Genomic DNA, 25,345 nt, shown 5'->3' with positions numbered 1-25,345 from the left:
CATGAAACGATTCAAGTTACCACGACAACTAAGCACGCAGGCCTTAGGGCAGGCTGCTGTAGGCCGCCTGGCTTTAGGGGCTTTTGCCGCCGGAGCCCTGGCAATGGGTGCGCTAGCTATTGGCGCACTGGCAATCGGACAGTTAAGCGTTGGTCGGGGTTATATCCGGAAACTGCGAATTGGTGAACTGGAAGTCGATAAGTTAATCATCCTCAATCAGGAGTCAGCATCCTAATTAAACAGCCCGAAGCTATTGGATGATTTTATCTGGTAGCGTATAAATACACGTTACGTTAAGGCACCCCAGGGTGCCTTTTTTATTTTTCAGCCAATATCGTCTAACGATTTTACCCAGAGGGTACGCTCTAGATTAGTATATCTGCCTCCTAAGGAAATAGGAATGGCAAAAATCATTTCACTAGAAAATCCACTCATTGTCAAACACTTACCAACCATTCACATTAAAATTTATAGCATAGCGACCTACAACCTGATACTATTTAATCAAAACCAGTCTAAGCCATTAATAAAAAATTAAATTATTCACAATCAACCGTAAACTTTATAAAGTATCATGACCCAAACGTCAAAAACGCTCCTGGAAGAGCATGACAAATTTCGGAAACGAATAAAAGAATTAATCAGCCAGTTGTATCGTCAGAACGTAAAAGATCACAATGGTTCTGTAATGCCCGAGGCTACTTTAGCCGAAGAATGGGAGTATGAAGGGCTGGAATTCAATGCCATTACCGAACAAGGCCTAGCCCAGATTGTTGACAAAAAAATTGGCGAACTCTTTACGTGGGACGATCTGGAAACCGAAGCACTCCTCGATGTAGTGCACATGCTCGAAGACAAAGAGTTTGTTGAAAACTAGTGCTTTGGCAAAATAGACTCTAACTGTTTCTATAGATTCTAGTGATTCTGCTGGATTTTATTGCTTCTATTGCATTGATGATCAACGGATAGAATCCAGACAGAATCAAAAGAATCTATAGAATCTATAGAATCTAAATTGGACGAGTACTAGAACAGAAAGCCCGGCCACAACAAGGATCGGGCTTTCTGCTTTTTCAGGTTGTCTGTTTTTAATGAGCTGTTTTCTGCCGTTTGTTACGCCTGATTGACAGCCGCAGGGTCCATATATACAAACTCCCACAGGTGGCCGTCCAAATCCTGAAATCCGTGGCTATACATAAAGCCCTGATCCTGGGCTTCAGTAGGCGTTGTAGCACCTGCAGCTACTGCCTTTTTCACTACTTCATCGACGGCTTCCCGATTGTCGGCAGAAAGGCAAATGATCGCTTCGGTGGTTTTGGAAGCATCGGCAATTTCCTTTTTTATGAACGACTTAAAGAACTTCTCTACCAGTAGCATGACATAAATATCCTCGCTGATAATCATGCAGGTACCATCCTCATTGGTGAATTGGGCGTTGAAGGAGTAGCCTAGTTTCGTGAAAAACTCAACCGATTTGTTCAGGTCTTTAACGGGCAGGTTTAAAAAAATCTTGGTTGCCATGAGTATGTGTTGTTTGGTGATTTACAGAACAAAAATACGGCAAATCCAGGGCGCTGACGTGGGGTAAATCCGACAAAGTAGGGGTCAATTGCGGCAATAATTACGCATCAATTTCTGGTTGAGCAACAGGCATATTTTTTCAATCTCACCGGGTTAAAACCCGGTGCAAGAAGACAGAATCAATGATCTGCGCCGAGTTTTAACCCGGTGAGATTGAAAAAATCTTCACCCTCTTTAAGCTAGCCAGACATCGTAAATGCCCCTTATTAACCCGGTGCTAACAACGTACTTTTGAGCAAGTTCGGGCTTTAATCAAATGTCCGTTGGAGTAGGCATGCCAAAACCATTTGTGTTACCGTCTGTTACCTATACAAACAATCTGATAAATACTCATGGATAAGAAGGTAACAGCTATCGCAGGAATTGCACTGGGAGCCGCATTGGCCGCTGGCTATGGACTTTATAAATATTTCGGCAAGAAATCCGGTAAAGGGACCACTAGTAGCGCTGGAAGTGGAGTTTCAAGAAACGGCCTCACGAACGGCTTTTTAGGGAATAGCCTTATTAAAAGCTTCAACTTATACGGTGGTCAGGCCGAGAATGGTCTTGTTGGGGGCGGACTTACTCTGTCGCCATCCTGGCAAACACATTGATGTCACAAAGAATAGTGTCTGGGCGTAGCTTAACTTCTATCCAGACACTAGTTGCGCTGATAGTATGCCTTATCGGTTGGTCTGCATATGGGGGCTGGATTAACACAAAAAAGCGGCTAAACAAAGTCAGGCCGCTTTCCTTAATCCTATCTAATACTTTTAATGGCCCAAAGATAAATAAGCCTCGGCGAACGTACGCATTTACTAGACCATTCAGGCGTAAATACCGACAGACACCCTTTTCTAGCCGATTAAAGAGTTCATGAAATTGGCATTAAACAGGCCTGTTTTTAGTGATCTGGGTAGGCCATTTCTTGAAATAAGCCAAACGCAAATGACCCATCCTGTACCTATTGATTTTGGCTATTGGTCAATGATCCTCAGTCGATCATTATGGCCCTTAACTAATCGTGTATATGGATATTTCAAAGGTATTTAATCTGGTTACGCCACTGATGATTGTCGCCCTGATGGGTCTCATCATGATTCTCTACGGCTTTGTCGATATGAAACAACAGAACAACATTCTGCAATTTTTATTCGGCATTCCTATTATGGCCGGAGCGGTCGGGCTTCATTTTCTAATCCGTCGATTAGCCCATCACAATACACTACACGTCTGGATTATCGAAGCCATTATCGTTGCCTTTATGTGGTACGGCTTCATGCACTCCTAGTTGTCAATCTCCATCACCAACTCAACACACCATGCGCAAGGTAGTTGCCATAATTGGTTGCCTGCTTATAGTCGCGACCTTCCTCAATTTTCAGCAAACAGATGGCTGGATGGGGAAATGGACAGGCGAACATCCCGAAGGAGTCACCTATACCATCAAGGTCAAGGATAAATACAAAGGCATGAATTTATGTGAGGTGCATGCCGAAGGAATTCAAACATTTTACACCCTGGACTGCTGGGCAACCGGCACGCCAACGACCCTAAAAGTCTACTATCGGTCGGCAACCGATGGCGCGTTTTACGCCAAGGACCGGGTTAAACTCAATGATCCGCTGTTCATTTTAACCCGTCAGAAAGGCAAGGTTCTTTGGAAATGGCAACAAATATTTACGGATGATTTAGTAATGCACAAGGGCAAATAAAGCTTCGTGACGGATCAGTTGTTACTAGCTAAATCGTCAAAAAATGCCAATATATGTCTGGTACGTTCTTCTTGATGGCGACCACTTATATGTCCTAACACAATATCATCAAGGTTTCGGGTTACCTGCAAGCGTTGGGCATAAACTGCCAGATGTTGTCGTAATACATCATCGGATTGGTTCACTGACTCTATTAGATTGGGGCAGTAGTCAATTAAAAAAACAATGTCTTCAAAATCTTTACTAGCATAGGGGTCCTGATAACCTCGGCTGAAAAAGGCTTCTAATTTAGTCGCCAAAAAGTAGGAAGGAGGAAAGATTCGAATAGCAAGGTTGGGTTTAATGTCATACCAGATAGCGGCAGTAAAGCCACTCTGATACCATCGATTTGAACTACCCATACCAATATCCTGCGTAGACATTATATCTACAATGAACCCCTGCAATCGAAACCGGCAGATAACTTCATCGTTGTGAGATTGGATGAATCCTTTCGTAGTAAGGAGGTTGTATAAGTGGTTATAGGCTCCATATGTGGCCAGCTCAACGACTACGTCAACATCGTCGGTTGGCCGGGTATAAGCAGTCTGTAAAACGGGTACATAGAGCGAAACTGTGGCACCTCCTACATAAACGACGTCTTTATTTAGCTCACCTAATGCAGTTGCTACAGCTGCCAGCCGGTCAAGATTCCGTTGATGACTCATGCCTGTAAAACAAGTTCGTTCCGGTTTAGAAGTACGTCCTCCAATAATTCTTTGGCCAGGTTACGTTCACGAACTCGACTCCCTTCTAAACGAAGTATATCCACCAGCGCCAAAACGACATGTAATTTCTCATCATGTTTAACAGCCTGCGGTACAGTCCGACAAAGTGGAAGTATACCTATACCAACCATATCACCTTCCTCATTGGGCCAGACAAAACTCTCGTCGGACATTATTTTATCAACTAATGGCTTAACAGATAAGGCAGTGGGAATACCTCTGGTACTACTGGTCAAATTTGCCGGAAATACATACCCAAAGCCATATTGGAGTAGCTCAACTAATCGGCGCCGTTTTACCAATCGTTTACTATCATCGATCAAGCCAGCCTGCATTGATCGCTCGAGTGAATTGCATATTTCACTTTTTGACAAACCCAGTGATTGTCCCAGTTCTTTGGCCGACCATTCACGATTGCTAAGAGCAAGTTTGATCAGGATAATGACATCCTGCGGTCTCATTCCTTTGTGTTGCTTATCCATAACTTAAGTTCGTCCACAAATTGTGGACGAAATATACAACAGTAGGTTGATTAAAAAAGTTGGGGGTTGACCATTTAGACCTTATTCTAACTGACTCTACATGCAATTATCAGTAAGTACCACTCACTCAGACGTCAAAGCGATTTTCGAATGTTGAACTGCCAGGGGTTTCTGATGGTGGTAATGGATTTGGTCGTCATGAGCTGCGCTAACGTCTTTCCCATCTGTTTGAAGTCAGTGGATAGCGTCGTAATTCCACCAGTCAGAACCTATTCACCTGTCCCTACGCGTCCGCAGCGAAGACGGCAAGACGTTAGTCGTCCACGTTGTGAATACAGGCGTGCAAACGATACCCACCCAAATCGACCTTAACGGATTCGAAAACCTCAAACCCGACACGGATATATACGTTCTCTCCGGTAATCTAGTCGCCGAAAATACGCCCTCAAAACCAACTCGCCATAAAACTGTGCACACCAAAGTGGTGCTTAAAGGGGCCAGCCCGGTGTACGATTTTCCGGCTTATTCGTATACGATTTTGAAGTTTAGATGGTAGGTAAGCTGAGCGTAGTGAATACTACGCCGAACGGGGGCGATCTCTGCGGATTTGTATTAGCGTTCTTCCCAGTTAAGGCAATGCGTATTGGTAATGTTAGATTAAACGAAGATTATTTTTCAATCAAACCTCTCAAATAAGTATATTCAGGCTTATCCAGTATATCTAATCTATTGTCCGTAACTAACTTTATACCATCTCTACATTTTTTTATACGAGCAAGGATAGGAATAATCATACTGTTTCCGTGATTGATAAAGTTATACAAATCCTCAGAACAACTTGGCAACTTATATCCTTTACGTTTACCAGAGGTATTACTAGCTATAATAATCCCTCCATCACGCAGTTTAGCAATAATACTTGTTCTGAAATACTGTTCCTGCATCTGTTCTTTACGCCCTGCATTGAGATGATTTATTATTTCCCTTGCAGAAACATACTTATTAAATCCATAATTTCTAAAGTAGAGTAGCAAAAGTTTCACACATGTAATTTGATCTACTTCTTGCTGCGATAATCTACCTTTTTTCTTATCAATAAAGATATTTGCAAGGTTTACTGAATAATTAGCAATAGTAGCATCATAACTCTTATCTTCTATTGTTGAGTTATAAACTTGAAGATCATTTTCATTAGGAAATGGCTTAATACTTATTAATCTTGGCTGCAGCATTTTTAAGAAAAGGTCACTATTTTCAGACTTTTTTGTTTCATCAAAGCATCTCCCAAGAGTTCCAGATATAAAATCAGCCAATTGAATTAATACATTATCAGCGCTACCAGAAAAATAAAAACCTGATCCTGAGAATAAATCTGGCTGATGATTTTCCGAAACATATTTTTTAAAGCTTCTCATAAAATCGTTTCGCCCATGTTCATCAACTGTTAACTGTAGATCGGGAAAAGTCTTAAATAGCTCATTATAAACTAACCCATTAAGAAACTTATAGAATGACGTTTTATACTTAAAGCCTTCACTAACTAATTTCCTCTTATCTACTACAACAGAATATATACTAAAATCACTCTTAACAAGGTCTCTCAAAATAAGCAACCTTCTCTTATCGTTTGAAGCGACTTTATTTGACTTTATTTCTCCAGTTTGAAAATACTTCTTTCTTATATTTTCAATCTCCGATATGATATTATCTTGCCTTCTTTGATTAATTATTACCGCGGATACGATAAAATGCGTCCCCTGAGAGTCAAAATCAAAAGAATTATTACCATACTCATCTACAAAAGCCATTACATTTTCCATACCCAAAATTTAGCACTTAAAATTCATCTTTTACAGCACTCTTATTACAATAATACTTTACTAGATAAATAAGTACAAAAAATATTTACACAACCGTCTGATTATCTACCAATAAATGCACTTTCATATTTCACAATACTGATTTGGTATCTCTGGACAAAGTGAATAACTAAAAATCGACCTTAACAACTAATTGCATGTATACATTACAACAAAATTCGATTAAAATCACCTCACTTCTTCTTCCCGCCTTTCCCCATTTCCGACGATAAATTAGTTGTGAAAAAAGGAAGCATTTTCTGCTCGATGCGTTCGGCGATTCGGTTGATGTGGTCGCCCTCGTACTCTTCGTAGGTATGCGGAATCTGGTAAGTCGTGAGCATACCGTCAAGCACTTTGTTTGTGGCCGCTATCGAAGCATCTTTTGAACCCGCATCAAACGCCAGCGCATGAAGTTGCTTGATGTTGCCGATGTATTGGTCGAGGGTGGCCAGTGGCGCGTTGGCCGCCCATTTCGCCGTTACCAAAGGCTGAGGCTGGCCTTCTTTCACGGGTAAATCCAGAAAAAAGGGCGCGTTCGTCGGGTTGGGCGACCAGGAAGCCGCCGACGCAAACATGGCTTTGATTCCAAAATCAGCTTTGTTCAGGTCATCGACCGTTTTGATACCCTCCGCCAAAGCTGCCCGTTCGGCATTGACCGAACTGTTCATATTCGGCACCATGCAGCAGGGACTGAGCAGGTATAAGCTCGAAAAAATTTCGGGGTGCTTCTGCCCAATACGGATCGTGCCGTACCCACCCATCGAGTGCCCTGCCAAGCCACGGCTACTCGCTTGCGGAATCGTGCGGTACTGCTTGTCGATGTAGGCGACCAGTTCATGCGCCACAAAATCCTCCCAGTTCCCAATCGTCACGGAGTTGGAATACATACTCCCGAAATAGCGATTATACGCATTCGGTGTCACAATGATAAACTCGTTCGTTTTCCCTTCGGCCAACGTTTTATCGACAACAGCGGGCAGATTGATCCAGTGTTTCGTGAAGCCGTACCATTTATCGTCGCTATCCGTAAAGCCATGCAGGAAATAAATAACCGGATAATGCCGCTTCTTATCGGTCTGGTAGCTGGGCGGCAAATACACCGATACATCCCGATCCGGCGAATCGCCAGCCAGATTCCCTTCCAGTCCTTTACCATGTACCTTTATCCGTTCTACTTTTCCGGTTTTGGAGGCATTCTCCTGACTATACCCGTGCATGGGCAATACAAACCCCAGCATACTCAGGAGCAGTAACTGGGCTAGGCAATGTGTAAATCGGCGATTCATAGTTGGTCAATTTATGTTGTTATAAGCGGGATGTAGACGTCTGATTTTATGCTTTCGTATTGCATTTTTGTCATTCCTCCTTGCGTCAGAATGACAAAAACACGCTGCGGCTTTCCAGCCGCGTTACACTAAAAATCCGTGTTAGCTTCTTTTATATCCATTTTCTTGATCCAGATATTGCGGTAAAGCACGTCGTGCCCTTCGGCCTGAAGTTTCAGTCCACCCGGCGTATCGGTGATGCCTTTGCCACCGTCATTCCCGCCATCGATACCCGAATTTGGCCCACCCCACACCTGGTTTATCTTCTGGTTGGTGTGCGCTTTTTTGCCGTTTAGGTAGATCGTTACCATAGCGGGTTCGGTGCGTTTACCATCTTTGAAACGGGCAGCCCGGAACTCAATATCATAGGCGTTCCACTTGCCAATACCGTTGTACAGTTTGTAGGGCGAAGGCGATTCGTTGATGACCGCTCCTAATCCGTGACTTGTTGTATCGCCATCGAAAATCTGAATCTCGTATCGGTTTTGCAGATAAACCCCGCTATTTCCGCCCGCTTTGCTCACGTAAAACTCAACGTGCAGGCGAAAATCCCGAAAGGTCTCCTTGGTCACAATGTCGGCGGCCCCATACAGGCCACCGGCAGCAGCCGGATCGTTGGTGTTCATCACTGTACCCGTACCAGCGGGGTCCTGCTCAATTTTCCATTTGATGGGTAAACTGGCCTTAAGCCGAGGACCTTCCCAATACGTCCATTTTTCATCGAGCATCTTCTTCGAGCCATCGAACAGCACTTCGGCCCCTTTCGGCGCTTTCACCCCAACACCAACGGGTTCTTTAGCCCTCGGAATCATGGCCACGCTGACAGCAAGGAGTAGCACGGCAGACAGTATAGCAAATTGTGTATTTCGGATGAGTTTCATTCGGTTCAAAGTGGTTTGATAATATGTACTCTCCTGTAAGAGTATCCACCATAGAATTTACCCGCGTAACAAACCCAACGCCCAGATTATTGAATGAAACGCTCTGTGGTGTCGGTTTTGAGAAACCGACATGGTGAAACCATACAAAGATTTAACAGATTGATCTTTCATCACTTAATCTCTAAGCATTTCTGGGTCATACATTTGCCAGATGGTCTAGAGACCCTATAAAATCAGGCTTTTCAATTACTTACCCTACACCCAACCCCTGAATTAAACTAACTTGACGCCCTAACGAGTCCCTGAATACGACCAATAAATAGCCAATTTAACCATCAGAAATGAGTGTATACGTTTTATCGCTGGTACTAACTGCTGCCGTTCTGCATGCTACCTGGAATCTGCTTTCTAAAAAAACACAAGGCCAAACGCCTTACATCTGGTTAATGTATATCGCCAGCAATGTTGTGTATTTACCCGTACTCCTATTCCAACTAAAGCAGGGCGATACCCTCTACTCAGCACCGCTCCTGTGGTTTTCGGTAAGCAGCGCCGTGCTGCATCTGGGGTATTATATCGTGTTGCAAAAGGGCTACAGAAGCGCCGACCTTTCGGTGGTATACCCGCTTGCCCGAGGGTCGGGTCCGCTGTTTTCGTCTATAGCGGCTATTGTGTTCTTACACGAACCACTACGATTAACGGCAACCATTGGTCTAGTTTTAATTATTGCTGGTGTGCTGCTAATCACGGGGTTAAGCTTCAAAAAAGAGGCTAACAAGCAACTAATGCCGGGTATTACGTACGGCGTGCTGACGGGTTTGTTCATCGCCCTATACACGATCAACGACACCATCGCCGTAAAATCCTATGCTGTGTCCCCTTTACCGCTCACATTAGGTACCAACCTTTTTGGGGCCGTTTTACTTTCGCCGTTCGTCCTGTCTGAAAAAGAGGAGCTAAGAAGAGAAATAAAACTGCATAAATGGATCATTATCGCCATTGCCATATTGAGCCCTGCGGCTTACATATTAGTCCTGGAAGCAGTAAAATATGCACCATTAACCGTTGTGGCACCAGCTAGAGAAACCAGCATTTTGTTAGGCGTATTTATGGGCTCGAAAGTCTTTAATGAAAAAGATGGCAAACGAAGACTCATTGCCAGCGGGTTAATACTAAGCGGCATCATTGCCCTGAGTTTGAGTTGAAACCGAGCGTTTTATAGGTATAGATTGGATCGTATTCCTCTGCTCCGAAAAAGCGTCTTATGTTACCGGGCAAATGATCGCAGTGGGTGGCGGTTTCAGTGCCGGTGGCATCGGTCTACCTGCCCTCCGCGCTCCGAGAGGTTAGTTTTTACCGTTCGATTTAGTTTTCTGTCATTCCGACGGCAGGGGGAATCTTAAGCTTGACTAATAATCAACTTTAAGATTCCTCCTGCCGTCGGAATGACAAAAAAGGCTAGTATTTTCACAAAAAAAAGCTCATCCTCAAGCCTGTTCACCAATAAATAGCGGCTCTAAAACGCTACGATGTTCTTCGCCCCATTTCGCCGTCAATTCAATAACGGGTATCAGCGTTTCGCCCAAGGGTGTGAGTGAGTATTCGACCTTTAAGGACCGTTGATCAAAAACCGTTTTGGCAAGGATACCATGCTCAACCAGCTGTTTTAACTGGGTATCTAACAATCTCCGCGATGCTTTAGGGATTTTCCGCTGCAATTCGCCGGGCCGCCGAATCCCCGAATGAATGCACCAAATGAGGCTGATTTTCCACTTCCCATTCATCACCTCCATGAATAGGTGAAGCCCGCATTCGAGCTCAACTGGTAATTTTCGCGCATACATTCGACAAATATACACCTTCAAAAGGGCTGCTCCATACGGCTGAATTTAGCCGTACTTGATTCTCGTTTCTTCTCGTCGGTGCTTTGCAGAATGAAACATAAACTATTCGGAACACAGACTGGCTTACCAGCCAGCGAGCTAATTATGGGCGGCTCACAGCTGGGCAATCGCCGGGGTTATGGCACTGCCGCCCACGACGCGCTCGACATCCTTTCGGCTTATGCCGATGCTGGCGGAAACTTTATCGACGTCTCCGACCAGTATCAATTGGGCGAATCGGAAGAAACGGTCGGGCGGTTTATTGAGCACAACCGGCACGATTTCATTATTTGTACCAAGTACACCCGGAGCAGCCAACCCAATCCGTCGCTGGCCAATTCCGGAAATCACCGGAAAGCCATGCGTCAGGCCATCGAGGGCAGCCTGAAACGCCTGAAGACGGATTACATCGACATCTATATCCCGCATTTTGATGACGGCGTAACGCCCTTAGAGGAAACCGTTCGGGGGTTGGAAGACCTTGTGTCTGCCGGTAAAGTTTTATACACGGGTTTGGCCAATTTTCCAGCCTGGAAAGCGGCAGCCATCGCCACATCAATGCCATTGACTGCTATCCAAATCGAATACAACCTGCTCCAACGAACACCAGAACGCGAGTTGACACCCATGGCTAACCACTTTGGTTTGGGCATGATGTGTTATTCACCGTTGGCTGGGGGCTTACTGACTGGTAAATACCGACAAGGTTCCTCTGGGCGACTGACACTTTCTGGGTCTGGAAGTTATCAGGAAGATGATCATGCCAGAGCAGTAATCGATCAACTAGAACAGATCGCGAACGAACTGGAAGCAACTCCCGGACAGGTAGCGTTGGCCTGGGTATTGGGCAAAGACGTATTTCCCATAATCGGCGCACGAACGCTGACCCATCTGGAGGACAGCCTAAAAGTACTTGATATTCAATTAACTATCGATCAAGTGACACGTCTGGATGAGGTTAGTGCCATTGCGATGGGGTATCCTCATGAGATTCTTGCTACAGTGCAGAAAAAGTTTTGAAAGACTGGCTATTTTACCTGCAAAGTCATTAGCGACATAGGCTACACCTAATCATTCTTGCTTGCGCAACAAAAAATAGCCTCCTATCCAGGCAGTCAGCGCCGTTAGTCCGTGAATCCAGGCGGCACTCAACACGGCGGCTGGTGCTGTCAGCACGATGATCATATCGCCAATTGGTGTCAGTGAGCCAATTAGAAAGAAAGCCCCAAGCGGTTTGCGCCAGCCAGCCAGGGTGAATACTGTAAAAAGCAACCCAAACGTCAGATCGCGAATGCCTTTGATGTAATGGAACGACTCATTCGGTTGCGCATACAGCAGCCCGAAACCAAGTTCAGCAGTTTCGGGTAGAATCAAAAAACGGGCACCGATAAAAATCAATCCGGCACCGAAGAAATAACCAAGAGATTTGGCCCAGAAGGGCAGTGCTGCGTTTTGCATCGTTGTATGAATTAGTGACGCAACAAAGGTCCTACTCCCTACAGGCGCATGCATTCACCTAGGTGAAGATCGAATATCCCTCAATAATGCTTACCCGCCCGCTGTGCCCGAATCCGGCTGAGCGACTGCGGCTTGATGCCCACATACGACGCAATAACATACTGAGGTACGCGCTCCTGCAAATCGGGAAAACTTCGTAGTAAGGTATCGTAGCGTTCTTCGGCTGTTTCATTGTAAAACGAGGTGAGTTTTTGCAACATACCAACAAACAGTTCCTCGGCTACCAGACGGCCAAACTTCTGCCCTTCCTGCAATCGATCATAAAGCCGTTGCAGATTATCGTAGCTAATAACCAGTAACGATGTATGTTCAATGGCCTGAATAAATCGAACGGAAGGTGTTTTGGTGAGAAAGCTCTCGTAATTGCAGGTAAAGTGCTGTTCGGGCGAGAAATCATAGGTATGCTCCTGACCATCATCCAGAATGTAATAGCGCAGTAGTCCCTCAACGACGAAACCAACAGAATGACACACATCGCCCGCTGTCAAAAAAAAGTCATTGGCGGCTATCTGCTTCCGTTCAAATAAGGTAGAAATAACAGCCTCTTCGTCTTCGTGGATAGCTATCCAATGGCGAATTGTTTGAATTAATAATGCGTAGTCGGCATTCATTGAATTGATATTCAGATTATCGAAGATAAAGCGTAACGACTCCATCCGTGTTTACGCTCCTGCTTTTGCAACCTAAGTTATGACGGATCTACAGCAATACCTGAACTCATTTTCACCGATTAAGGAATCTACCTGGCAGGCCGTACAGTCCATTTTCACCGAAGCGACCTTGAAAAAAGGCGACTATTTTATTGAAGAAGGTCAGCTGGCTACTCAATTTGCTTTTTTACGATCGGGCATTGTTCGAGGGTTCTACCGAGACCAACAGGGAAAGGAATACAACAAACATTTTTTCATTGCCCCGGCTATTGTGGGTGGCTACACGTCGCTGATTACAGGAAACCCGAACCAAATTAGTCAGCAGGCCCTACTCGATTGCCAACTCTTGCAAGCCGACTACACCACCTTTACGCGTCTTTACGATTCCTACCCAGACCTGGAACGGGTCGGCCGTCGATTTGCCGAACGGTATTTCGTTGAAAAAGAACGCAAGGAAGTCGAGATCGTTCTGGATAACGCCGAAAAACGGTATGCAAATTTTCAGCGGCAATATCCGTATCTGGAGCAACAGATTTCGCAATACCATATTGCGTCTTATCTGGGTATTACCCCAACGCAATTAAGTCGAATTCGGAAGAAATTGACCCGATCATAACGTTCTTTACCTATGTAAATGGATGGGCGAAAATCCTTGCGGAGCTTTGTAAGCCATTCTATTACAGCACACCAATGACCCACTCACCCAAATCCATTTTTCTTACATTTTTGAGCCTGTTGCTCAGCTACGTATGTGTCCATGCCCAGTCAACGGCCAAGATCGCCCAGCTCGATCAATATCTTCAACGCCGATTGGCAGCCAGCAACATTCCGGGTTTCGCCATTGCTATTGTTCAAGGAGATTCGCTTCTGTTAGCCAAAGGCTACGGCACAACGGAGACAGGTCGGCCAGTTACTGCCGATACACCGTTTGCGATTGCCTCGCTTAGCAAAGCGTTCACGGCGATGGCCATTATGCAACTGGTTGACTCGAAGCAAATCGACCTCGATGCTCCGGTTACTCGCTATATACCTACGTTTTCAGTCGATGATCCACGAGGAGCTTCCATAACCATCCGGCAATTGCTGCATCAAACGAGTGGCTTAGCCGATACGGGCTTTCCTGAATTGGGATTTACGGAGCAGCCCCGCACATTGGACGAAGCAATTGCCCGCCTAAAAAATGCCCTTCTGGTAAGCGCACCCGGACAGCAATTCCATTACCATAACCCCAATTACCAGATTCTAGCCAAGGTCGTAGAAGCCGTCAGCCATCAACCGTTTTCGGCTTATTTACAACAGCATATTTTTGGCCCGCTCAACATGACCCATACCCGCGATGTTGCGACAACGCCCGCATTTTATACAGGTCCTGACAAGCTCGCCAATGGGTCGATCTTCGCCTTGGGCAAGTCAATTAACCGACCAGAACCGGATTGGTTTGTGGATGGTGCAGCCGGAATGAGTTCTACGATTAACGACATGGCTCATTGGATGCGCTTACAACTGAATCAGGGGCGGTTTGGAACGAATCAGCTAATTACCAGTCAATCGTTGGCCATGATGTACGCTGCGCCAGGGGGCACTAGTTTCCCTTATGGTATGGGCTGGTTTGTCAATAACCCGGCGAAGCTACGCCACAATGGAATTCTCTGGACGTACAGTTCTGAGCTGCTTATTCTCCCCAAAGAAGGCTTTGGTATTGTGATGCTGTTCAATGGTGGCCTGAATCCATTCATCGATTATACGTCGTTTATCCAGGGTGTTTCGGATATTCTGACCAATCAGGAACCCACGTCAGAGGCTCTTCCCGATTGGTTCTACCCGATTGCTACTGTGTTTCTTTTACTCATCGCAACTGGTTTTGCCGTACGGCAGTTTTTCCGAGTAACTCAATGGCAAAGGCTGTATCAGTCAAGGCCGATCTGGCGTTCCTGGCTTTTTATGCTTCTACGATTGTTGCCACTCGTATTCCTGTTGTTGATCCCTTACTTGCTAACAGCGTTGAGTGGCCGGGTATTAAGCTGGGAACGCATCTTCTTAATGATGCCCGATGTTATTTTGGCGTTAGTCTTACTGGCCTTAGCCAATCTGGCAGTTGTTGCTAGGCGGCTCAAGACTGGCGCGAGCATTTACTCGTGACTTTCCATATAGCAAGCATTCGCTTGCGTCAGTAAATACTGACTTCGTAAAAAGGCACGAGTAAATACTCGCGCCAGAATTACATCCACTCCCAAGCGCTCTGGTATGCATCAAGCCCTTCCGAATAGGCAATAAAATCAGCGTAGAACGGAAATCCGGCCAGTGTAGCGCTGTCTCCAACAATGATGAGTTTCTTGCGGGCGCGGGTCATGGCGACGTTCATCCGGCGGATGTCGGATAGGAAGCCGATTTCCCCTTCGGCATTGCTGCGCGTCATGGAGATATAGACGATGTCCCGCTCCTGCCCCTGAAAACTATCGATGGTATTCACCGAAATCTTATCCCCATAGCCCTGTAATTCAGGTACGCTCAACAGTTGATCTTTCAGAACATTGATCTGCTGTTTATACGGTGAGATGATCGCGATTGTTGGGAAATCCGGCTTCGAATAGCGTGTACTCAAGTCGGCCACAAGTTGGGTTAGATGCCGGATCAGTAAAGCGGCTTCTTCGGGGTTTGTGGAGCTGGTGCCTTCCAGTTTTTCGTCGAAACCACAACCGGCCGTATCGACAAATACCAGCGATGTATCGCCATCAAACAGCGAATGTCGGGCTACGGACGCATGAGCCCGCACTTTGTTCTCGTAAAATACCTGCGACGAATACCCCATGATGTGCTCGTGCATTCGGTACTGTTCGTTCAGCAGCGCCACCGCTTCGGGATGCCGATTTACGCATTTCTCCAGTAAGGTGTTACTCAAGCCTTTCCGAGCGGCTTCAGCCGACTTTATAGTGGGCGACAACTGACAGTGATCGCCCGCCAGGACAACCTTCTGTGCTTTCAGGATGGGAATCCAGCAGGCCGGTTCCAGCGCCTGTCCGGCTTCGTCGATCACAACGGTATGATACGTAAGATTCCGGACCGTATAGTGATTCGCACCGACCAGCGTAGCCGTAATCACCTGCGCTTTCGCAATCAGATCCTCAATGATGTATTGTTCCGAATTGCCGACTTCTTTCATAATCCGGTGCGCTTCATCGAACAGGGCTTTGCGTTGATCGCGCTCCGCTTTGCCAAAATTGCGCTTGTATTTGTGCGCCATGTTCTTGAACTCGTTCGCCTGCTTTTTCAGCTTTTTAGCTTCCTTCATATAAGGATGCTCGGCCATTTTATGATCCAGCGTCAGCGACATCAAGCGCTCCGATACCCGAGCCGGGTTGCCCACCCGAATCACATTCAGGCCTTCGTCGGACAGTTTTTCACTCAGTAAATCGACGGCGGTGTTGCTGGGAGCCACTACTAAAATCTTCTTATGATCCTGCGCTAGCAGGGCTTTGATGGCCTGCACCAACGTCGTGGTTTTACCCGTACCCGGAGGGCCATGCACAATGGCCAGTTCATTGGCCGCCAGTATTTTCCCGACTGCCGACACCTGGCTCGGATTCAATTTGGGCAGGTAGGGCGTTGGTATATCTGTATGAAAGGTTGGTGATTTATCACCCGTCAAAATGGAAATCAGGCGGTTATCCGATTTTTCGCCCAACGCATTGGCCTGTTTAAGGGCTTCCTCCATTTCGTTGTAGCTATTGTCATCGAACAGCACTTCAGCACCCAATTTCCCGTCTCTCGACCAATCGGGCAGTTCATCCGTACGTAGGGTAATTTTGGCCCGATTACCCCCCTGATACGAAATCGTACCCTCGACCCGGTCGTTTTTCGGATCGTGATTACTGAAAAATACGGCGGGCATCCCGAATCGGAGCTGGTGCGGAATATCCTGGTGCGTCGTTCGTTCCACTTCGACCGTCAGGTAATCTCCCCGGCTCATTTCGGAGCCTCGAATAGCAATCGGATACCACGTTAAGCCATTGGCCCGACGTTCGGCAACGGAGGTTGTTTCGGTGAGTTTGCGGTATTGAGCACGGTCTTCTTCTCGTTCAACCTTGAGTAAATCAAGCAGATTTTTAAAATAATCCATATGCAAAGGTAGTGAGTTATACTGCCACCCATTACCACTCACGAATTAATCAACAACCCCACCAATCCTTTTTGCGTTGAATGCTTACTTTTAAGACAGCTGCCTGATAGGGCTGATTCAAGAATCAACAACTCAACTCAGCATGAAAATTCGTTCACTTGCGTTCGTTTTCCTTTGCACAATTTCTGGCTCATTTGCCCAGATTAGCCAACAACAGATGATTGAAGATACGGTGGTGGGCTGGTACACAAAGCTCACGCCCGCCGACAAACCCGTGAAACCAATCCAATCGGGCGGGCAGACGTTTTCGATCCGACAACAGGAAATCAACAACTTATTTGTCCAATGGATGCAGCAAACCTACACGCCCGTTGCAGGCATTGGTGTCTTCAAGAAACGGTATTATGCCAAAAAAGACGAGTACTTCCCGCATGCCTACGGCATATTTTTTCAGGCCTATAACGTCGATTTCCAAACTTTGGATAAACAAGGTCATTTCAAACCTATCGACGAGACCTGGGTGCCTTTTCAGATAGCGGCCAATGTTGTATTCGATTTCAATCAGGCTTATTACCTCAACACGCCTTCGCAGTACATCTTCACCCTGTTGCCGAATGGCTATATGGAAAGCGATTTCTTTCTGAAACGCTTCAAGGATGCAGACCCGAAAATCCACCCGAATGTCTATAAATACATCACGACGGTAAACAGCAGTGCCATGACTGTTTATTTAGCCCCCGGCAATAAATTACCCATCCGGCAGCTAACGAAAGGCGAGTTTCTCGACCTATCCGACGCATCATTTGATCGCTATTTAGCCGAAAAACAGAAAGAGATTGTCCGCCAGTTCAACGGCGAAAAAAGCCAAAACGAGGCTATGGTAGCGGAACGGGAGAAGATCAAAACCTATCGCGAAAAACTGAAAGCGTTAAAGAACCAATACAGCGGTCGCCTGAACGAGCCAGCGGTGATTCGGGATATGCAGCCAACCATTTATACCGTTGATGGCTCTATAGATCCGTTCAAGATTGATCCCTTCTCCACGAATTTGAAGCATTCGTACGGCGTGTATACCTACGAGCCATCGATCTACGAAAAATGCCTCACCGATCAGCCTCAATGGATTGCCATTACTTTTCCCTATGCTACCAAAGAAAATGGCCGCAAGCGATATGAGCTGTTTCGGGCCATTACGGAGCATTTCAACTTCGATTATGTCTACGATTATTTTTTCAATCCCGAAAAAGTAAAAGGGCAACCTTATCGACCTCTCAACGAAGAGTTATTGAAAAAGACGCTGGCTAACTATAGCAAACGCTCCTACTGGAACAATTCGGCAGCGACCGGGGGAGCGTTGCCTCCGGGTGTTCTTTTTCAAGACAATTTTGCTAATAATGAAGTCGGCAACCGACCGGCGGGCTGGTTTTTTTCTTCGTATGGCAAAGCGTCGCAGGTAGTAACCGTAAAAAACTTGCCGGGTAAATGGCTACAACTAGGCAAAAACAACAAGGTCGATCCGACGGCGTTGCCCAAACCCCTTCCGGAAAATTTCTCGCTGGAATACGATGTCGCTACCGACGAATTTAATTCCAGAACGGGCGGGGAAGTCAGGATGGAGTTGACGGGTGGCCTAAAGGGCGACCGGAAAAGTGCCTCTACCTACATAAAAGTTATCATTACGGCGGGCAGTGAAGCCGATTTCCAGAACAACAATTACCGGGGGCAGGCAAAAGTTGAAGTAACCAGTTACCCGCTGGTCAAATCCAATACGTATGTCGAAGCCGGTGGGGAGTCGATCAAGCCGCTCACCACTTTTACGAATCGCCAGAACAAGGTACACGTCAAGCTACTCAAGCGAGGATCAGAAGTCACGCTCTTTGTCAACAACAAGCCTATCATCCTCCCATCCGATTTTAAAGGCAAGTATGGAAAGCCCTGTGAGTACTGCGTCATACCGGCTGGTGTCCAGTTTAGTGCCATCAACTGGGAAAACCGGACGGTTGGTACTGGTGATGAAAATGTGAATGTTTATATCAGCAATGTGAAAGTTAGCAAAGAGTAAAGGAGTAGTTTTTTCTGACAGGATTAACAGGATGAGACATGATTTCCTCTCTCCTATAATCCTGTTTTATCCTGTTAATCCTGTCAGAAAACAAACTTGTCTTACACCCAAATAATGGCTGTATCGTAGAAATTCTGTAGTTTCAGTAAATTGCCGAATAAACTTTTTTCTCTTCTGTTAACCAGAATACAACCATGAAGCAACTCGTTTACCTCTTGGTGACGCTTGTCCCTTTGCTTACGCATGCCCAAACGCCCGATTCAACCTGGTTTAAGGCTAATTACACCAAGAAAGAACAGTACATTCCGATGCGGGATGGCACGAAATTGTTCACCTCCATTTACATCCCAAACGACAACGCCGAAAAACACCCGATTCTACTTTCCCGGACGCCCTATTCCTGTGCTCCTTATGGCGAGAGCGCCTACCGGCCCTTCTATAGCAACCATTACAAAGAGTACCTGAAAGAAGGCTACATCATGGTGGTACAGGATGTGCGGGGCCGCTGGATGAGCGAGGGTGTATTTGAAGACATACGCCCGTATAAGACAGACAAAAAAGGAAAGGATTTTGATGAAGCCAGCGATACCTACGATACCATCGACTGGCTCGTAAAAAACATCCCGAACAACAACGAAAAGGTCGGCGTTTTCGGGATTTCGTATCCGGGTTTCTACACCACGATGGCGGCTCTGAGTAATCACCCGGCCTTAAAAGCAGCCAGCCCACAAGCGCCCGTTACCGACTGGTTTCTGGGCGATGATTTCCACCACAACGGCGCGTTTATGGAGATGGATGCCTTCAATTTCTACCTCCGTCGCGGGTTTGGCTTTCCGCACCCGAAACCGACTACCGTTGGCCCCAAAGGCTTGTCGGTACCAACCAAAGACAGCTACGACTATTTTCTGCGTAGTGGCTCACTGGCCAACCTAACCCGCTTTGCTGGCGATAGCGTTCGATTCTGGAACGAGATGATGCAACACCCAAATATGGATGCCTGGTGGAAAGCCCGTAACGTTCGGAATTTCGTTGAAGCAGTCCCATCCGGCGTAGCTACGCTGATTGTGGGTGGTTTGTTCGATGCCGAGGATTGCTTTGGTGCCTGGTCTACCTACAAGGCCATCGAAAGTAAAGCGAAAAACAACAACAAAATCATTATGGGTCCCTGGTTTCATGGCCAGTGGGCGGGTCGAGGTAGCGACGGTGCATCGTTGGGTAATGTGAAATTCGGAAGCCCAACGAGTACGTATTATGCGGAGAATGTGGAAGTACCATTCTTCAATTATTATCTGAAAGGAAAAGGCAGCATCGATAAAATCAAGGAAGCGAACATCTTCTTCACGGGCGAAAATAAGTGGCATCAGTTCGAGAAATGGCCACCAGCCAGTACATCGGATCGCGATCTGTACCTGCAAGCCAACGGAAAGCTAGGCTTCACCAAACCCTCGGCAAGTGGCGCTTTTTCGGAATACGTTAGCGATCCGGCCAAACCCGTTCCGTATGCGGAAGGCGTTAAGGCCAACCGCACCCGCGAATACATGACCGACGATCAACGCTTTGCCGCTAGTCGTCCTGATGTTCTGGTTTTTCAGACGGATGTATTGACCGAAGATTTAACCTTGGCGGGTCCACTCGTAGCTGATTTACAGGTAAGTATCACCGGTACCGATGCGGATTTCATTGTCAAACTGATCGACGTGTTTCCCGATGATTTCCAATACAGTGCCTCGGATGCCTACATCATGAACGGCTACCAAAAGCTGGTTCGGGGCGAAGTGTTCCGGGGACGTTTCCGCAAGAGTTTCGAGAAGCCGGAGCCCTTTGTACCGGGTCAGGTTACCGAAGTGAAATACACCCTCCCCGACGTAGCCCACACCTTCCAGAAAGGCCACCGGGTTATGGTGCAGATTCAAAGCACCTGGTTCCCATTAGTCGACCGGAACCCGCAGAAATATGTGGACATCTACCACGCCAAAGACAGCGATTTCCAGAAAGCCACCATCAAAGTGCACCACGGCGCTACAGCGGCTAGTAAACTTGTGTTGCCGGTGAGTAAGTAGAGACGCGATCCTTCGCGTCTCCTCAAGCGTCAGCAATTAGCATCCAGATAAAGGAAACCATCCGGTTAGAGAAGACGCAAGGGATTGCGTCTCTACATATCATGACGAAAAACCTTCTTTTCCTCGCATTTGCTCTCTTGAGCACCTATTTCGCAACTGCCCAGTCAATCCCGGACACACTAGCGGCCAAAGTTGATAAGCTATTTTTGGAATGGAACGGGCCTGGCCGACCGGGGGCGGCTGTGGGGGTTCTGCATGGTGGCAAGCTCATCTACGCTAGAGGTTTTGGGGAGGCCGATATAGAAACGGGAGCCCCTGTTACACCCACAACGATCTTCCACGTGGCCTCCGTCTCCAAGGAATTTACGGCCTACGGAATTGTGCTGCTGGCGCAGGAGGGTAAGTTGTCACTGGATGACGATATTCATAAACACCTGCCCGAAGTACCGGATTTCGGGCAGAAAATCACGATTCGTCACTTGATTCACCACACCAGCGGCCTCCGTGATCAGTGGGCCTTGCTGACGATGGCGGGCTGGAACATGAGCGATGTGATTACGAAAGAGCATGTATTTAACCTCGTCAAACGGCAGAAGGAATTGAATTTCGCCCCCGGTGCTGAATATCTCTATTGCAACACAGGCTACACATTGCTGGCCGAAATTGTCGCTCGGGTGGGTAAGCAGCCTTTTCGGGAGTGGATGAAACAGCACGTATTTACACCCCTGGACATGAAAAACACACTCTTCTACGACGATGATGAGCGTATTGTAAAAGGCCGGGCGTATTCATTTCATCGTTCTGACGACCTGTCGGCGGGCTTCTACAAGAAAAGCGTGTTGAGCTATGCCAACGCAGGGGCCACTAGCTTGTTTACCACGGTTGAAGACCTGGCGAAGTGGATGAACAACTTTAAAAATACGACTATCGGAAATGCGGCTACCATGACCCAGATGCTGGAACGGGGTCGGTTGACCAAGGGCGATACCATCCCGTATGCCTTCGCGCTGGTGCACGGCACGCACAAGGGATTACCGTATTACGGCCACAGCGGAGCCGATGCCGGTTTTCGATCCAACATCACGTATTTCCCCAAAGAGGATTACGGCTTCATCGTCCTAAACAATCTGGCCGAAACCAATCCGACCGCTAAGGCACTGGAAATAGCCGATATCTATCTGGCTGCTTACCAGCAAAAAGGCAAAGAAACGCCCGCTCCCCCTAAGGCCCCAGCCACCGACAAAAAGCCGGACAAGCTCGTCAGTGCCGATTACGTAGGCCGGTATTACAGTCCTGAATTAGAAGCAATTTACACCATTCGCCCAAAGGGTGATGGCCTTGAACTGGTGCATGTTCATCATGGCGAGGTGACGCTAAAACCAACCGATAAAGACAAATTCTCGACCGACTGGTGGTTTGCCTCCACTATCGACGTTGTCCGAAACTCGAAGCATATCGTCAGCGGTCTCCGCATTTCGAACGGTCGCGTTCGAAACCTGTGGCTAATGCGGTTGCCCGATGATTTCGATGCGGCCAAACCGCCTGTGGCGGGAAAATAAATTATTTTTTTGACAGGATTAACAGGATAAACAGGATTTTTAGTCTAGTGGCTAATCCTGTTTTATCCTGTTAATCCTGTCAAAAACCATTTCATTACAACCTGAACTATACATCAATGAACATGTACTTCCTGAAGCGCACTTTCCTAATCGCATTATTTAGTTCCTGTTGGCTAGCAACCTCACCCAGTATAGCCCAGCAAAAACCTATTCCGAAACCTGAAGAAACGCTTGGCTTCCCCGTTGGGGCCGACTTCCATCTGGCTACCTACGAGCAATCGCTGGCTTATTTTAAGAAACTCGACGAAGCCAGCGACATGGTCAAGCTGGTGCATGTCGGTGAAACCTCCGAAGGACGACCCTGGTATTTTGCCTTGATTTCGTCCAAGAAGAATCTCGATAACATCGATAAGTACCGGGCCATTGCCCAGCGGCTCGCGCACCCTGCTGGGCTGACAGACGAGGAAGCCAAAAAGCTGTCGATGGAAGGGAAACCACTCGTGCACATCGACGGGGGCTTGCACGCGTCGGAAGTGGCGGGGGCGCAGCATACCATTTCATTGGCCTACGACATGCTCAGCAAAGCCGATGATCCCAAGATCAAGAACATTCTGGATAATGTGATTTTACTCCTGTGGCCGTCACTTAATCCGGATGGGCAAACAATGATTGGCGACTGGTATAAATCGAATGTCGGGACGCCCTTTGAGATTGCCCCTCCGCCATTCCTGTATCAGAAGTACGTTGGGCACGACAACAACCGCGATGCCTACATGCTCAACATGATCGAATCGCGGGTGGTGGCCCGTACTTGGCGCGAGTGGGAGCCGAATATCATTTTCGTGCATCACCAAACCTCACCTTTTCCAACGCGTATCTGGTTGCCGCCTTTTGCCGAACCAATTGCCTCACAAACCCCACCCATTATCGCCCGTGAGGTCAACATGATAGGAATGGCAATGGCACAGGCACTGGAAAGCAACGGTCAGAAAGGAGCCACGCACATGGGAACCGGCTTCGACGCCTGGTACCCCGGCTATATCGACTACATGCCAGTGTTGCAAAATATTCCGGCTTTCTGGACCGAAACGGCCTTGTACAACTATGCAACGCCCCATTTTTACACCGTCCGCGATTTCCCGCAGGACAAAAAAGAGTTTCGGGTAGAGTCATTGTATTCCAGTCCATGGCCGGGCGGCTGGTGGCGCATCAGCGACGCCATGGCCTACATGGAAACGGCCTCGCTGGCGACGCTCGATTATGCCGCTAAATACGGCGATGTGTTGCTGTACAACCGCTACCAGGCTGGACGAAACACCATCAAAAAATACGAACAGGAGCCGCCTTACGCCTATTTCATCCCCCAAAAACAACGTGATCCGGCCCGCCCAGCCGAGCTGCTTCGTCGATTGGCTTTTCATGGTATTCGCATTGGTCAGCTGACGAAAGATGTCGCGTTTGATGGCCGCAACTACCCCAAAGGAACCTGGGTGATTCCGATGAATCAGGAGTATGGTGAATTGACCAAACAACTCCTTGATGTGCAGATATACCCCGACTTGCGCGAATTTCCCGGCGGTCCGCCCGAGCAACCGTACGATGCCGCTGGCTGGACACTTCCGCTACAATTTGAGTTGAACGTCATCCCTGCCATCAAACCCCTATCTCCCGAATTAAAAGGAGCGATTCAATTGGTCAGTGGCACCGGTAAAGATTGGAAAACCGATGATAAGAAAGATGCCACACCCGCCGATTTTGTGACAGGGATTGGCTTCGATACGAACCCGGTTTCGGCAGGAATTAAAGTACCCGAAGGAAAACTGACGGGTACGGGAACGGTGTTGCTGGTCAATCCGGCCGAGAACAATGCGTTTAAAGTCATTACACGCTCACTCAAAGCAGGCGGAACCGTCAAATTCAACAAAGAAGCTCAGCGTTACGCGATTAGCAGTCTGGCCAGAACAACGCTGGAGCCCTGGGTCAAGGAGCTAGGGCTTACTGCCGAATTGACCACCAATACATCGGGGGCAATGGTGAAACCGCGCATCGCTATTTACAAACCCTGGACAGCCAGCATGGACGAAGGCTGGTCGCAGTGGATTCTGGAGCAGTTTGAATTTCCGTTTGCCATCATCACCAACACCGACGTGCTGGCCAGCGACCTCAACGACCGCTTCGACGTAATCCTGATGGCTTCCGACCGACCAAGAAATCTGAAAGATGGATTTGCGAAAGGAGCCGTCCCCCCTGCCTACGAGGGTGGATTGGGAACGCTGGGTGCAGCAAACCTAACCAACTTCGTCAGCCAGGGCGGAACGCTCGTTTGCCTGAACGAAAGCAGCGATTATGCCATTGAAGCCCTCCACCTGCCTGTGAAAAATGTAGTGGCAGGCGTCAATGCCAAAGACTTTTTTACGGGAGGTTCGATCCTGGAAGTAGAAACCGACCCGACTCACCCGGTTATGTCCGGCATGCCGACCCGAGCGGCTGTCTTTGTAGATGATAGTCCCGTGTTTGCTACGCTCGATGGCTTTAAAGGTCAGGCCCTAGCCAAATTTGCGACAAGTGGTTCACCCTTACGCTCAGGTTATTTGCTGGGCGAAAAATACCTGCAGGGCTACGCGGCCTCGCTGGATGTTCAGCAGGGAAAAGGACATGTCATTTTGCACGGTTTCCGTCCGCAATGGCGCGGCCAACCATTGGGTACGTATCGCGTTTTGCTTAACTCGATACTGTTTGGTGGTGAGGTCGCCAAAGGCCAATACGGTAAGCCCGATTTCTGGAAATCACCGACGGTGGCAGTAAAGCCGTAAGAATAATGTAAAATGGATAATTATTTTTTGTCCTTCCGGGTACTGTCTTTGTTTGCAAGAAAAACGCTATAATTTTTTCAAGATTCGACTA

24 protein-coding genes are annotated in these 25,345 nt (G+C 47.3%); 14 read left to right on the top strand and 10 right to left on the bottom strand.

What is annotated here, in order from left to right:
- Position 1 precedes the first annotated feature (1 nt).
- Both ACYVGR_RS32125 and ACYVGR_RS32120 read left to right on the top strand, forming a co-directional pair.
- Entirely contained in the window at positions 2-235 is a 234-nt protein-coding gene (locus ACYVGR_RS32125; RefSeq protein ID WP_460964197.1) for a hypothetical protein, read from the top strand.
- A gap of 339 nt (positions 236-574) precedes the next feature.
- A complete protein-coding gene (locus ACYVGR_RS32120; protein WP_460964195.1) occupies positions 575-877 on the top strand; it encodes a hypothetical protein in 303 nt (100 codons plus the stop codon).
- A 236-nt stretch (positions 878-1,113) separates the two neighbouring features.
- On the opposite strand, the gene ACYVGR_RS32115 is transcribed toward ACYVGR_RS32120, so the two are convergent.
- Positions 1,114-1,521: a VOC family protein gene (locus tag ACYVGR_RS32115; protein ID WP_460964193.1), complete on the bottom strand. Its 408-nt coding sequence runs from the start codon at positions 1,519-1,521 to the stop codon at positions 1,114-1,116.
- Positions 1,522-1,913: 392 nt separating this feature from the next.
- Between ACYVGR_RS32115 and ACYVGR_RS32110 the strand changes: the two genes are divergently transcribed.
- The 3 genes from ACYVGR_RS32110 to ACYVGR_RS32100 all read left to right on the top strand — a co-directional run bounded on the left by ACYVGR_RS32110 (position 1,914) and on the right by ACYVGR_RS32100 (position 3,275).
- Positions 1,914-2,174 carry a hypothetical protein gene (locus tag ACYVGR_RS32110; protein WP_460964191.1) on the top strand — a complete coding sequence of 87 codons (261 nt, stop codon included), beginning with the start codon at positions 1,914-1,916 and terminating at the stop codon, positions 2,172-2,174.
- A 416-nt stretch (positions 2,175-2,590) separates the two neighbouring features.
- Positions 2,591-2,851, top strand: a complete 261-nt coding sequence (locus ACYVGR_RS32105; RefSeq protein WP_182457858.1) for a hypothetical protein — start codon at positions 2,591-2,593, stop codon at positions 2,849-2,851.
- A gap of 31 nt (positions 2,852-2,882) precedes the next feature.
- On the top strand, positions 2,883-3,275 hold the full coding sequence (locus tag ACYVGR_RS32100; protein ID WP_460964189.1) for a DUF5991 domain-containing protein: 393 nt from the start codon (positions 2,883-2,885) through the stop codon (positions 3,273-3,275).
- Positions 3,276-3,289: 14 nt separating this feature from the next.
- On the opposite strand, the gene ACYVGR_RS32095 is transcribed toward ACYVGR_RS32100, so the two are convergent.
- Together ACYVGR_RS32095 and ACYVGR_RS32090 are read right to left on the bottom strand one after the other, a co-directional pair.
- Complete coding sequence (locus tag ACYVGR_RS32095; RefSeq protein ID WP_460964187.1) at positions 3,290-3,982, bottom strand: hypothetical protein; 693 nt, start codon at positions 3,980-3,982, stop codon at positions 3,290-3,292.
- Entirely contained in the window at positions 3,979-4,524 is a 546-nt protein-coding gene (locus tag ACYVGR_RS32090) for a hypothetical protein (RefSeq protein WP_460964186.1), read from the bottom strand. Before ACYVGR_RS32090 ends, ACYVGR_RS32095 begins: the two co-directional genes overlap by 4 nt.
- Positions 4,525-4,864: 340 nt before the next feature.
- Here ACYVGR_RS32090 and ACYVGR_RS32085 point away from each other — a divergent pair, with 340 nt between their 5' ends.
- Entirely contained in the window at positions 4,865-5,080 is a 216-nt protein-coding gene (locus tag ACYVGR_RS32085; protein WP_460964184.1) for a hypothetical protein, read from the top strand.
- Between the two features lie 112 nt (positions 5,081-5,192).
- Here the strand turns inward: ACYVGR_RS32085 and ACYVGR_RS32080 are convergent, their stop codons facing one another.
- The 3 genes from ACYVGR_RS32080 to ACYVGR_RS32070 all read right to left on the bottom strand — a co-directional run bounded on the left by ACYVGR_RS32080 (position 5,193) and on the right by ACYVGR_RS32070 (position 8,523).
- Positions 5,193-6,344: a DUF3800 domain-containing protein gene (locus ACYVGR_RS32080; RefSeq protein WP_460964182.1), complete on the bottom strand. Its 1,152-nt coding sequence runs from the start codon at positions 6,342-6,344 to the stop codon at positions 5,193-5,195.
- A gap of 233 nt (positions 6,345-6,577) precedes the next feature.
- Positions 6,578-7,672 carry an alpha/beta hydrolase gene (locus tag ACYVGR_RS32075; protein ID WP_460964180.1) on the bottom strand — a complete coding sequence of 365 codons (1,095 nt, stop codon included), beginning with the start codon at positions 7,670-7,672 and terminating at the stop codon, positions 6,578-6,580.
- A gap of 128 nt (positions 7,673-7,800) precedes the next feature.
- The gene (locus tag ACYVGR_RS32070) at positions 7,801-8,523 is read right to left on the bottom strand and encodes a 3-keto-disaccharide hydrolase (protein ID WP_460964372.1); all 723 of its coding nucleotides are present in this window, start codon (positions 8,521-8,523) and stop codon (positions 7,801-7,803) included.
- Between the two features lie 410 nt (positions 8,524-8,933).
- Between ACYVGR_RS32070 and ACYVGR_RS32065 the strand changes: the two genes are divergently transcribed.
- On the top strand, positions 8,934-9,797 hold the full coding sequence (locus ACYVGR_RS32065) for a DMT family transporter (RefSeq protein WP_460964178.1): 864 nt from the start codon (positions 8,934-8,936) through the stop codon (positions 9,795-9,797).
- 282 nt (positions 9,798-10,079) lie between these two features.
- Here the strand turns inward: ACYVGR_RS32065 and ACYVGR_RS32060 are convergent, their stop codons facing one another.
- The gene (locus ACYVGR_RS32060) at positions 10,080-10,436 is read right to left on the bottom strand and encodes a winged helix-turn-helix transcriptional regulator (RefSeq protein WP_460964176.1); all 357 of its coding nucleotides are present in this window, start codon (positions 10,434-10,436) and stop codon (positions 10,080-10,082) included.
- 90 nt (positions 10,437-10,526) lie between these two features.
- Here ACYVGR_RS32060 and ACYVGR_RS32055 point away from each other — a divergent pair, with 90 nt between their 5' ends.
- A complete protein-coding gene (locus tag ACYVGR_RS32055; RefSeq protein ID WP_460964174.1) occupies positions 10,527-11,495 on the top strand; it encodes an aldo/keto reductase in 969 nt (322 codons plus the stop codon).
- 51 nt (positions 11,496-11,546) lie between these two features.
- On the opposite strand, the gene ACYVGR_RS32050 is transcribed toward ACYVGR_RS32055, so the two are convergent.
- The gene (locus ACYVGR_RS32050; protein WP_460964172.1) at positions 11,547-11,933 is read right to left on the bottom strand and encodes a DUF4267 domain-containing protein; all 387 of its coding nucleotides are present in this window, start codon (positions 11,931-11,933) and stop codon (positions 11,547-11,549) included.
- Between the two features lie 80 nt (positions 11,934-12,013).
- The gene (locus tag ACYVGR_RS32045; RefSeq protein ID WP_460964170.1) at positions 12,014-12,649 is read right to left on the bottom strand and encodes a Crp/Fnr family transcriptional regulator; all 636 of its coding nucleotides are present in this window, start codon (positions 12,647-12,649) and stop codon (positions 12,014-12,016) included.
- 34 nt (positions 12,650-12,683) lie between these two features.
- On the opposite strand from ACYVGR_RS32045, the gene ACYVGR_RS32040 reads away from it, so the two are divergent.
- The gene (locus tag ACYVGR_RS32040) at positions 12,684-13,259 is read left to right on the top strand and encodes a Crp/Fnr family transcriptional regulator (RefSeq protein ID WP_460964169.1); all 576 of its coding nucleotides are present in this window, start codon (positions 12,684-12,686) and stop codon (positions 13,257-13,259) included.
- 74 nt (positions 13,260-13,333) lie between these two features.
- The gene (locus ACYVGR_RS32035) at positions 13,334-14,782 is read left to right on the top strand and encodes a serine hydrolase domain-containing protein (RefSeq protein WP_460964167.1); all 1,449 of its coding nucleotides are present in this window, start codon (positions 13,334-13,336) and stop codon (positions 14,780-14,782) included.
- A 79-nt stretch (positions 14,783-14,861) separates the two neighbouring features.
- Here the strand turns inward: ACYVGR_RS32035 and ACYVGR_RS32030 are convergent, their stop codons facing one another.
- On the bottom strand, positions 14,862-16,760 hold the full coding sequence (locus ACYVGR_RS32030) for an AAA domain-containing protein (protein WP_460964165.1): 1,899 nt from the start codon (positions 16,758-16,760) through the stop codon (positions 14,862-14,864).
- Positions 16,761-16,902: 142 nt separating this feature from the next.
- Between ACYVGR_RS32030 and ACYVGR_RS32025 the strand changes: the two genes are divergently transcribed.
- The 4 genes from ACYVGR_RS32025 to ACYVGR_RS32010 all read left to right on the top strand — a co-directional run bounded on the left by ACYVGR_RS32025 (position 16,903) and on the right by ACYVGR_RS32010 (position 25,254).
- On the top strand, positions 16,903-18,822 hold the full coding sequence (locus ACYVGR_RS32025; RefSeq protein ID WP_460964163.1) for a hypothetical protein: 1,920 nt from the start codon (positions 16,903-16,905) through the stop codon (positions 18,820-18,822).
- Between the two features lie 194 nt (positions 18,823-19,016).
- Complete coding sequence (locus ACYVGR_RS32020) at positions 19,017-20,882, top strand: CocE/NonD family hydrolase (RefSeq protein WP_460964161.1); 1,866 nt, start codon at positions 19,017-19,019, stop codon at positions 20,880-20,882.
- Between the two features lie 101 nt (positions 20,883-20,983).
- On the top strand, positions 20,984-22,441 hold the full coding sequence (locus tag ACYVGR_RS32015) for a serine hydrolase domain-containing protein (RefSeq protein ID WP_460964159.1): 1,458 nt from the start codon (positions 20,984-20,986) through the stop codon (positions 22,439-22,441).
- A 116-nt stretch (positions 22,442-22,557) separates the two neighbouring features.
- Complete coding sequence (locus tag ACYVGR_RS32010; RefSeq protein ID WP_460964157.1) at positions 22,558-25,254, top strand: M14 family metallopeptidase; 2,697 nt, start codon at positions 22,558-22,560, stop codon at positions 25,252-25,254.
- Positions 25,255-25,345: the final 91 nt, after the last annotated feature.

It is taken from the genome of Spirosoma litoris (assembly GCF_054776755.1).
This window is presented reverse-complemented; position numbering and strand designations above follow the sequence as displayed.

Coding starts and splice junctions, on each gene's coding strand:
- ACYVGR_RS32125 (WP_460964197.1), top strand. CDS start 2: ATGAAACGATTCAAGTTACCACGACAACTAAGCACGCAGGCCTTAGGG.
- ACYVGR_RS32120 (WP_460964195.1), top strand. CDS start 575: ATGACCCAAACGTCAAAAACGCTCCTGGAAGAGCATGACAAATTTCGG.
- ACYVGR_RS32115 (WP_460964193.1), bottom strand. CDS start 1,521: ATGGCAACCAAGATTTTTTTAAACCTGCCCGTTAAAGACCTGAACAAA.
- ACYVGR_RS32110 (WP_460964191.1), top strand. CDS start 1,914: ATGGATAAGAAGGTAACAGCTATCGCAGGAATTGCACTGGGAGCCGCA.
- ACYVGR_RS32105 (WP_182457858.1), top strand. CDS start 2,591: ATGGATATTTCAAAGGTATTTAATCTGGTTACGCCACTGATGATTGTC.
- ACYVGR_RS32100 (WP_460964189.1), top strand. CDS start 2,883: ATGCGCAAGGTAGTTGCCATAATTGGTTGCCTGCTTATAGTCGCGACC.
- ACYVGR_RS32095 (WP_460964187.1), bottom strand. CDS start 3,982: ATGAGTCATCAACGGAATCTTGACCGGCTGGCAGCTGTAGCAACTGCA.
- ACYVGR_RS32090 (WP_460964186.1), bottom strand. CDS start 4,524: ATGGATAAGCAACACAAAGGAATGAGACCGCAGGATGTCATTATCCTG.
- ACYVGR_RS32080 (WP_460964182.1), bottom strand. CDS start 6,344: ATGGAAAATGTAATGGCTTTTGTAGATGAGTATGGTAATAATTCTTTT.
- ACYVGR_RS32075 (WP_460964180.1), bottom strand. CDS start 7,672: ATGAATCGCCGATTTACACATTGCCTAGCCCAGTTACTGCTCCTGAGT.
- ACYVGR_RS32070 (WP_460964372.1), bottom strand. CDS start 8,523: ATGATTCCGAGGGCTAAAGAACCCGTTGGTGTTGGGGTGAAAGCGCCG.
- ACYVGR_RS32065 (WP_460964178.1), top strand. CDS start 8,934: ATGAGTGTATACGTTTTATCGCTGGTACTAACTGCTGCCGTTCTGCAT.
- ACYVGR_RS32060 (WP_460964176.1), bottom strand. CDS start 10,436: ATGTATGCGCGAAAATTACCAGTTGAGCTCGAATGCGGGCTTCACCTA.
- ACYVGR_RS32055 (WP_460964174.1), top strand. CDS start 10,527: ATGAAACATAAACTATTCGGAACACAGACTGGCTTACCAGCCAGCGAG.
- ACYVGR_RS32050 (WP_460964172.1), bottom strand. CDS start 11,933: ATGCAAAACGCAGCACTGCCCTTCTGGGCCAAATCTCTTGGTTATTTC.
- ACYVGR_RS32045 (WP_460964170.1), bottom strand. CDS start 12,649: ATGGAGTCGTTACGCTTTATCTTCGATAATCTGAATATCAATTCAATG.
- ACYVGR_RS32040 (WP_460964169.1), top strand. CDS start 12,684: ATGACGGATCTACAGCAATACCTGAACTCATTTTCACCGATTAAGGAA.
- ACYVGR_RS32035 (WP_460964167.1), top strand. CDS start 13,334: ATGACCCACTCACCCAAATCCATTTTTCTTACATTTTTGAGCCTGTTG.
- ACYVGR_RS32030 (WP_460964165.1), bottom strand. CDS start 16,760: ATGGATTATTTTAAAAATCTGCTTGATTTACTCAAGGTTGAACGAGAA.
- ACYVGR_RS32025 (WP_460964163.1), top strand. CDS start 16,903: ATGAAAATTCGTTCACTTGCGTTCGTTTTCCTTTGCACAATTTCTGGC.
- ACYVGR_RS32020 (WP_460964161.1), top strand. CDS start 19,017: ATGAAGCAACTCGTTTACCTCTTGGTGACGCTTGTCCCTTTGCTTACG.
- ACYVGR_RS32015 (WP_460964159.1), top strand. CDS start 20,984: ATGACGAAAAACCTTCTTTTCCTCGCATTTGCTCTCTTGAGCACCTAT.
- ACYVGR_RS32010 (WP_460964157.1), top strand. CDS start 22,558: ATGAACATGTACTTCCTGAAGCGCACTTTCCTAATCGCATTATTTAGT.